This window comes from Streptomyces colwelliae, assembly GCF_048158785.1.
GTDB lineage: Bacteria > Actinomycetota > Actinomycetes > Streptomycetales > Streptomycetaceae > Streptomyces.
Map to the genome: position 1 here is coordinate 1 of NZ_JBLTJC010000402.1, position 9097 is coordinate 9097.

The window sequence follows — 9097 nt, forward strand, 5'->3', positions numbered from 1 at the left end:
CACCGGCCGCGTATCTGAAGGCCAGGCCTTCGCCCAGGACGATCGGCGGGGAGGCGGTGTTCATACGGCGGGTGCCCTTCTACGGTGGGAAAGCGCTTCGCGCCGGCACCGGGCGGTGTTGGCCCGGCACCGGATGGCTTCTCGTCGGCACAGGGTGGTTTCGGCTCGGCACCGGATGGCTTCGCATCGGCACCGGACGGTTTTGGCTCGGCACAGGGTGGCCGGCCCCCGGCTGATCAGCTGCCGGGGACTGTCGCCGATGGTGCGCCCGGTCAGGTCGAGAGCGGTCCGCCGGACTATGCCGGGGGTGGTCCGGCTGGCTACCTCGGGAGTGGTCCGGCCGGTCTGGGTGGCAGCGGTCAGCCTGGCTACGCGGAAGGTGATCCGTTCGGTGATGTCGGGAGCGGTCCGCCGGGCTACGTCGGGAGCGGTCCGCCCGGCTACGTAGGGAGTGACCCGCCTGGCTACCTCGGGAGTGACCCGCCCGGCCATGTCGCGAGCGGGCCTCAGGGGCAGGTGCCGGGCGACGCACGGGGCCAACTCCCGGGCGGGCCGCCCGGATACGCCGTGGGCGGTCCCTACGTAGGCGGCCCCTACGCCCCGCAGACCCCGGGCGGGCCCGGGGCCACCTACCAGGGCCCGGCGGCTTACGGCGACCGGCCCGCGGCCGCTCTCGGGGGCTCCACGCCGGCAGGCCGGCCCACCCCGGAAGCCTCGCGGGCTCCGGAGACCCCGCACACGCCCGGCACCCCGCACACGCCCGGCACCCCGCAGGTTCCTGGCGTCCCGCCGACACCGGACACCCCGGCCGGGTCCGCCTCGTCGTACAGCCCACAGGCGCAGGCCGGTTCGCCCGGCGGTGGGTCGTACGGCCAGTGGAATCCGTATGCGAACAGCCCCACGATGTCCTACCAGGGCAGTGCGCCGATGCCTCCCTACGCGGGCGGTCAGGGGCCGACGTATCCAGGCGGCCCGGGGTCTGTCGGCGGCGGGCCGCGCGGCGGGCGTCGGAGGCCGGTCGGGGCGGTCGTCGCTCTTGTCGTGGCCGTCGTGATGGTCGTCGCCGGTGGGGTGTGGGCCGTGACCTCGCTGAACGACGGCGAGGACACGGCGGCGACGAAGAAGGCGTCCCCGTCCGCGTCGGTGTCGGCGGCCGGGTCCGCGTATCCGTACGGCGAGGACGTCGGGCTCAAGAAGGCGTTGCAGACCGGGGATTGCGTGCACGCGGTGTGGACCGGGACGGCGTTCGCGTCGCGGCCCAATCTGGGGGTCGTGAGCTGTGCGCACGACGTTCCGGACGGGCAGGTGATGGCCGTCGACGCGGCGAGCGACTTCGCCGACGCCCGGGACCACGGGGCCGAGCGGTGCGCGGGCAAGGCGAAGGCGACGGCCGATTCGCTGGCCGACGCGGACGTCTACGCCCTCACGCCGACCGAAGCGGGCTTCGGGGCGGCCGGGGGCGGTACGGCGTGCCTCGTACTCGGCCGTCATGCTCCGATCGGCGGCGAGATAGGGCGCTTCCGGAGCACCGGGTCGAACGTGTGGACCACCGAGATGAGCGTCGGCGACTGCTGGCTGTACGTCGACCACGAGACCTACTTCACCGCGACCCTGACCGACTGTGCCGATCAGCACACCGACCAGGTGATCGGTTTCGTGACGGCCCCGAAGACGATGACGTTCCAGGAGGCGCTACAGCAGGGGAACAAGCTGTGCGGCAACAAGTTCGAGTCGACTTGGGCGCCCGGATCCGACCGTTCCGTCTTCGGGTATCTGTCCGACGAGACCAACTGGAAGGCCGGTTTCGACTCGGTCGTGTGCACCGTGGGGGAGACCGATCGCTCCCGGACGACCGGGGCGATATCGTCCTCCGGCACGACCGCCTGAGGGCTGTCCGCCGCGAATTCACCGGGGGTTGGCCTGCCCGTCGCCCACGGGTGCCAGCCTCCCGGACCGGGGTATCCGGGTCGGGAGGGGACAGCATGGAGAGCGGGCCGGCGATCTTCGCGGGGTCGGTGTTCGCCCTGTTCGGAGGCGCGCTGCTGCTGTGGACCGTGGTCAGGGTCCGGCACCGCGAACCCGTCGCCCAGGGTGTGAACCCGGTCGCATCGGCGACCCTCGCGAGCCTCGCCGCGGTCGCCGCCCTGCTCCTCGGAACCTGGTGCTTCCTGCACGTCTGAGCAGCGCGCCGGAGCCGCGGCGCGGGCGATCGGCGGACAACCAGGAGATCACCCTCCGGATGGCTCCGAAAAGGCCGGTGGGGACTCCGGGCGGCAGGAATGGCGGTAGTCGGGTTACCGTTCGAGTGGCCGTTGCGGGCTTTTCCCGTTTGACACGGGGGCGGGATGTACCGTCACACTCCGCAGCGTCACCATGACCCGACCTCGGGACCAAGCGATCCCGGGGAGATGCAGGCACGTCCCCACGCCGCCCGGCACGCACTCTCGCCGCACCGGCCGAAGGCCCTGGTAGCCCCGCTACGAGGACCTCTCACCGGCACACCGAGAGCACGTACCGAACGACGCGGAAACGCGCCTGCTCCTCCCCGGAGCCGTTTGCCCCGGGGGAGGCCCCAGCGTCGACCGGAGAGAAGAGCGAAGTTGTCCCCGACCAGCGAGACCGCACACGGCGGCCGCCGACTCGTCATCGTCGAGTCGCCTGCCAAGGCGAAGACGATCAAGGGCTACCTCGGCCCCGGATATGTCGTCGAGGCGAGCGTCGGGCACATCCGCGACCTTCCCAACGGCGCCGCGGAGGTGCCCGAGAAGTACACCGGAGAGGTCCGCCGCCTCGGTGTGGACGTCGACCACGACTTCGCGCCGATCTATGTGGTCAACGCCGACAAGCGGGCCCAGGTCAAGAAGCTCAAGGACCTGCTCAAGGACTCCGACGAACTCTTCCTGGCCACCGATGAGGACCGCGAGGGCGAGGCCATCGCGTGGCACCTCCTGGAGGTCCTGAAGCCCAAGGTCCCGGTCAAGCGCATGGTGTTCCACGAGATCACCAAGGACGCGATCCGCGCCGCCGTCGCCAACCCGCGCGACCTCAACCAGCCCCTGGTCGACGCCCAGGAGACCCGCCGTATCCTCGACCGCCTCTACGGCTACGAGGTCTCGCCGGTCCTCTGGAAGAAGGTCATGCCGCGCCTGTCGGCCGGCCGTGTCCAGTCCGTCGCCACCCGGCTCGTCGTCGAGCGGGAGCGCGAGCGCATCGCGTTCCGTTCCGCCGAGTACTGGGACCTGACCGGCACCTTCGGGACAGGCCGGGCCGGTGACGCGAGCGACCCGTCGACCCTTGTCGCCCGCCTCCAGGCCGTCGACGGCAAGCGCGTCGCCCAGGGCCGTGATTTCGACTCCCTGGGCCAGATCAAGGGCGCGAACACCCTCCACCTCGACGAGGCCAACGCCCGTGCGCTGGCCGCCGCCCTGGAGGACACGCGGTTCGCCGTCCGGTCCGTCGAGTCGAAGCCGTATCGACGTTCGCCGTACGCCCCGTTCCGTACGACGACGCTCCAGCAGGAGGCCAGCCGCAAGCTCGGCTTCGGTGCCAAGGCCACCATGCAGGTCGCGCAGAAGCTGTACGAGAACGGCTACATCACCTACATGCGTACGGACTCCACGACCCTGAGCGAGACGGCGATCACCGCCGCCCGCGCCCAGGTGACGCAGCTGTACGGCGCCGACTACCTGCCGGCCCAGCCGCGCGTGTACGCCGGCAAGGTCAAGAACGCCCAGGAGGCGCACGAGGCGATCCGCCCGTCGGGTGATCGTTTCCGCACGCCCGCCGAAACCGGCCTGACCGGCGACCAGTTCAGGCTCTACGAGCTGATCTGGAAGCGGACCGTCGCCTCCCAGATGAAGGACGCGGTCGGCAACTCCGTCACCGTGAAGATCGCGGGCACCTCGTCCGACGGCCGGGACGTCGAGTTCAGCGCCTCCGGCAAGACGATCACCTTCCACGGCTTTTTGAAGGCCTACGTAGAGGGCGCCGACGACCCGAACGCCGAGCTGGACGACCGCGAGCGCCGGCTGCCCCAGGTCGCCGAGGGCGACGCGCTCAGCGCCGAGGAGATCACGGTCGACGGGCACGCCACCAAGCCCCCGGCCCGCTACACCGAGGCCAGCCTCGTCAAGGAACTCGAAGAGCGCGAGATCGGCCGCCCGTCGACGTACGCGTCGATCATCGGCACGATCCTCGACCGCGGCTACGTCTTCAAGAAGGGCACGGCCCTGGTGCCGTCCTTCCTGTCCTTCGCCGTGGTCAACCTCCTGGAGAAGCACTTCGGCCGGCTGGTCGACTACAGCTTCACCGCCAAGATGGAGGACGACCTCGACCGCATCGCCAGCGGCGAGGCACAGGCCGTGCCGTGGCTGCGGCGCTTTTACTTCGGCGAGGGCGAGGCGACGGGCGCCGCCGAGGCCGGCAACGGCGACGGCGACCACCTGGGCGGCCTCAAGGAGCTCGTCACCGACCTGGGCGCGATCGACGCCCGCGAGGTGTCGTCCTTCCCGGTCGGCAACGACATCATGCTGCGCGTCGGCCGCTACGGCCCCTACGTGGAGCGCGGCGAGAAGGACTCCGAGAACCACCAGCGCGCCGATGTGCAGGAGGACCTGGCCCCCGACGAGCTGACGGTCGACCTCGCGGAGGAACTGCTCGCCAAGCCGAGCGGCGACTTCGAGCTGGGCGCCGACCCGGAGTCGGGCAACCAGATCATCGCCCGCGACGGCCGCTACGGTCCGTACGTCACCGAGGTGCTCCCCGAGGGCACCCCAAAGACCGGCAAGAACGCCGTCAAGCCGCGTACGGCCTCGCTGTTCAAGTCGATGACCCTCGACACGGTGACGCTCGCCGACGCCCTCAAGCTGATGTCGCTGCCGCGCGTCGTCGGCAAGGACGCCGAGGGCGTGGAGATCACCGCGCAGAACGGGCGCTACGGGCCGTACCTGAAGAAGGGCACGGACTCCCGCTCGCTGACGGCCGAGGACCAGCTCTTCACGATCACCCTCGAAGAGGCGCTGGAGATCTACTCCCAGCCCAAGCAGCGCGGCCGGGCCGCCGGCAAGCCGCCGCTGAAGGAACTGGGCACCGACCCGGTCAGCGAGAAGCCCGTCGTCGTCAAGGACGGCCGTTTCGGTCCGTACGTCACCGACGGGGAGACCAACGCGACCCTGCGCTCCGGCGACAGCGTCGAGGAGATCACCCCGGAGCGCGGCTACGAGCTGCTCGCCGAGAAGCGGGCCAAGTCGCCCGCCAAGAAGACGGCGAAGAAGGCCCCGGCGAAGAAGACGGCGGCAAAGAAGGCGCCCGCCAAGAAGACGACGACGGCCAAGAAGACCGTGGCGAAGAAGACGACGACGGCCGCCAAGAAGACGACCACCGCCGCCAAGACCGCGACGGCCAAGAAGACGGCCACCTCCAAGGTGACGTCCGAGGACTGAGCCGCGACCGGTCGTCGGCCTCGGCTCCGACCGGTTGGCCTCGGCTCGTCGGCTTCGGACCGTCGACTTCGGTTTCGCGTCCTCCACATCGGCCACTTCGGCTTCGCGAAACGAACGCCCCGGCATCACTTTGGTGTCGGGGCGTGCGCACGTCCGGGCGGGCGCGGCTTGTTGTCGGTGGCTGCCGATAGGCTGAAAGCATGACGCCAGCCGAGCAGCCAACGGCCCACCAGCCGGCCCCCGACGACGCCCTTGTCGCGGACTCCCGCGAGCGTGCCGTCCGCGCCCTGCTGCGCCAACCGCAGCTCAAGCGGCTGTGGAGCGCACAGCTCGTGACGGGTGTCGGTGACACCCTCGCCCTGCTGGTCCTGGTCGTGCTCGCCTTCCAGGCGGCCATCGCCCAGGGCTCGTTCGGCGGTGGTTATCGGGGTGTGGCGTTCGCGGTGGCGACCGTCTTCGGGGCGCGCATCCTGGCGACGCTGCTCTTCGGGGCGGTGCTGCTCGGCCCGCTCACTTCGCTCACCTCCCAGGAGGGTCCCCTCGACCGGCGCTGGACCATGGTCGGCGCCGACGGTCTGCGGGCCGCGCTGCTGATCGTCGCCCCGCTGTGGATCGACTGGACTCCGGACAACGCACTGGCCGTGCTCCTGGTGACCGCCTTCGTGACCGGGGTCGCCGAGCGCTTCTGGACGGTGTGCCGCGAGAGCGCCGGGCCCGCCCTGCTGCCGGCCCCGCCGCTGGAGGGCGCCACGGTCCGGCCGCTGCCCGACCACATGAGCGCGCTGCGCCGGCTCTCGCTGCGCACGAGCTTCGTGGCGATCCCCCTCGCGGCCGCCGCCCTCGTCGTAGCGGCCCTGCTCAACAATTTGCTGGGCACGGGCGTCGCCTGGTTCGCCCAGCACCAGGCCGCGCTCGGTTCGTACGTCGCGGCCGGGCTGTTCGCCGCGTCCCTCTCCGTCCTGACCGCCCTGGAAGTGCCCGGAACACGCACCCCGCGCGCGCGGTCACCGCTCGAAGGACTGCGCCGCCCCAGGACCGGCACCGGCGTCGACAAGGGCCGTACGGGCGCGATCGCGCTGCTCGTGGTCGCCTGCGCGGCCGTCGCCGCGGCGATCTCCGCCGCCGTCGCCGTGTCCGTGCTCCAGGCCCAGGACCTGCACGGCGGCCCGGTGACCTTCGGGCTGCTGGTCCTCGGACTGACCGGCGGGGTCGTGGTCGGCATCCGTACGGCGCCCGCGCTGCTGCCGACGCTGTCGCGCCGCCGCCTGCTGACGCTGGCGATCGCCTTCACGGGCATCGCGCTGCTCGCCGCGGGCCTGGTCCCGGACGTCACCACCGTGCTGCTGATCGTCGCGCTCGCCGGCATCGGCGCGGGCGTGGCCGCCAACACCGGGCACACTCTGCTCGACCAGGAGGCCGAGGACTACCGCCGGGCGCGCACGACCGAGCACCTGCACGCGGTCGTACGGGTCGCGGTGGCGCTCGGCGCGCTGATCGCCCCCCTGGTGGCGGCGCTGATCGGCCCGCACCGCCTGGAGAACGGCAAGTTCGTGTTCGCGCACGGCGGTGCCGCGTTCACGCTGATGCTGGTCGGCGCCCTGCTGCTGCCGGTCGCCGCGCTGGTGCTGGCCAAGGTCGACGACCGCGCGGGAGTGCCGCTGCGGCACGATCTGCGGGACGCGCTGCTCGGCGGCGACGACCCCGACACGGTGCCGGCGAGCACCGGTTTCTTCATCGCCCTGGAGGGTGGCGACGGCGCCGGGAAGTCCACCCAGGCCGAGGCCCTCGCCGAGTGGATAAGGGGCAAGGGACACGAGGTCGTGCTGACCCGCGAGCCCGGCGCGACACCGGTCGGCAAGCGGCTGCGGTCGATCCTGCTCGACGTGTCGTCGGCGGGACTGTCCCACCGCGCGGAGGCGCTGCTGTACGCCGCGGACCGCGCGGAGCACGTCGACACCGTCGTACGGCCCGCTCTGGAGCGCGGCGCGGTCGTCGTCTCCGACCGCTACATCGACTCCTCCGTCGCCTACCAGGGCGCGGGCCGCGACCTGTCCCCGACCGAGATCGCCCGCATCAACCGCTGGGCGACCGACGGACTCGTCCCGCACATGACCGTCCTGCTGGACGTGGACCCGGAGACCGCCCGCGAGCGGTTCACGGAGGCGCCGGACCGACTGGAGTCGGAGCCCGCCGAGTTCCACGCGCGCGTACGGTCCGGTTTCCTCACGCTGGCCGCCGCCGACCCGAGCCGCTACCTGGTGGTCGACGCGGGCCAGGAGCCCGAGGCCGTCACCACGGTGATCCGGCACCGGCTCGACACGGTCCTGCCGCTCTCCGAGGCCGAGATCAAGGCCCAGGAGGAGGCGCGCAAGGCCGCCGAGGAGGAAGCCCGCCGCAAGGCCGAGGAAGAGGCCGCCCGCAAGGCCGAGGAGGAGCGCCTGGAGCGCGAGCGCCAGGAGCAGCTCGCCCAACTGCGCGCCGAGGAGGAGGAGCGCAAGCGGCGCGAGCTGGAGGAGGCCCAGCGCCGCGAGGCCGAGCGCCAGGCCGAAGAGGCCCGGCAGCGCGCCGAGGACGCACGCAGGCGTGCCGAGGAGGAGAAGGCCCGCCTCCTCGCCGAGGAAGAGGCCCGCGCCGCCGAGGAGGCCCGCCGCAGGGCGGAGGCCGACCGGCTGCGCAAGCAGGCCGAGGACGAGGCCCGGCTGCGCGCCGAGGCGGAGGCACGGCGGCTGGAGAAGCAGCGCAAGGCCGAGGCGGCCCTGCTCGCGGCCGAGGAGGCCCGCCGGCTGGCGGCGGAAGCGGCGGCCGCTGCGGAACTGGCGGCCCGACAGCCGACGGCCCCTGTGACTCCTGTGACTCCTTCGGTTCCGGCCGCTTCGGAGGCCAGGCCTGAGGCATCGACTGTGCCGACGCCGGTGGTGAAGCCGGGTACCGATGCCGGTGCGCGTGGGCGGTCGGCGGAGGATACGGCCGTGCTGCGGCCGGTGAGCTCCGGTTCCGGGGACGAGACGGCTGTGCTGCGGTCGGTGTCCGGGGACTCCGGGGCGCCCGATTCCGAGGTGCGCGACGCCGACGTACGCGACTCCGAGACGACGGCCGAGCTGCCGCAGCCGCCCGCTCCCGCGGGGGCCGCGGACGAGACCGCCGTGCTGCCGCCGGTGTCCGCCGCAGAGGAGACGGCCGTACTGCCGCCCGTCCCGCACGGTGCCGCCGACGAGACGGCCGTACTACCGCCGGTCGGTGCCGCGGACGAGACCGCGGTGCTGCCGCCGGTGCGTGGGCAGGGGCCGTCGGACCGGGTGCCCGCGGGCTTCTTCCGGGACGAGCGCCCGGCCGGCCGGGCCGACGGCGAGGACCGCACACGCGAGCTTCCCCAGGTCGACGAGCAGGGCACACCCCGACGCCGGCCGCGCCCCGACTGGGCCGAGGAGACTCCGCTGGACGACCTGCCCTCGCTGGCCGACGAACTGCTCGGTCCGCGCGAGGACGGCGACTTCGACCGTGACGACGACGGCACCGGGCGTGGGCGAGGACGGGGCCGTGGTCGGGGACGTCGGGGCTGACGGCGACGGGGGCGACGACTCGCGCGTCGCCCCCTCCGAGCCGCGCGTCGCCCCCTCCGTGCCGCGCGTCGCCCCCTCCGTGCCGCGCTTCCCTCC

General features: G+C 72.5%; 4 protein-coding genes. All 4 read left to right on the top strand.

Annotated elements, in window-relative coordinates; genetic code table 11:
* Positions 1 to 516 precede the first annotated feature (516 nt).
* The 4 genes from ACNFOC_RS45495 (at position 517) to tmk (ending at position 9001) form a co-directional block, all read left to right on the top strand.
* A complete protein-coding gene (locus ACNFOC_RS45495; protein ID WP_416964875.1) occupies positions 517 to 1887 on the top strand; it encodes a septum formation family protein in 1371 nt (456 codons plus the stop codon).
* A 95-nt stretch (positions 1888 to 1982) separates the two neighbouring features.
* Positions 1983 to 2180: a hypothetical protein gene (locus tag ACNFOC_RS45500; RefSeq protein WP_416964876.1), complete on the top strand. Its 198-nt coding sequence runs from the start codon at positions 1983 to 1985 to the stop codon at positions 2178 to 2180.
* Positions 2181 to 2600: 420 nt separating this feature from the next.
* Positions 2601 to 5441: a type I DNA topoisomerase gene (topA, locus tag ACNFOC_RS45505; protein ID WP_416964877.1), complete on the top strand. Its 2841-nt coding sequence runs from the start codon at positions 2601 to 2603 to the stop codon at positions 5439 to 5441.
* 200 nt (positions 5442 to 5641) lie between these two features.
* Positions 5642 to 9001: a dTMP kinase gene (tmk, locus tag ACNFOC_RS45510; protein ID WP_416964878.1), complete on the top strand. Its 3360-nt coding sequence runs from the start codon at positions 5642 to 5644 to the stop codon at positions 8999 to 9001.
* Positions 9002 to 9097 lie beyond the last annotated feature (96 nt).

Coding starts and splice junctions, on each gene's coding strand:
- ACNFOC_RS45500 (WP_416964876.1), top strand. CDS start 1,983: ATGGAGAGCGGGCCGGCGATCTTCGCGGGGTCGGTGTTCGCCCTGTTC.
- tmk (WP_416964878.1), top strand. CDS start 5,642: ATGACGCCAGCCGAGCAGCCAACGGCCCACCAGCCGGCCCCCGACGAC.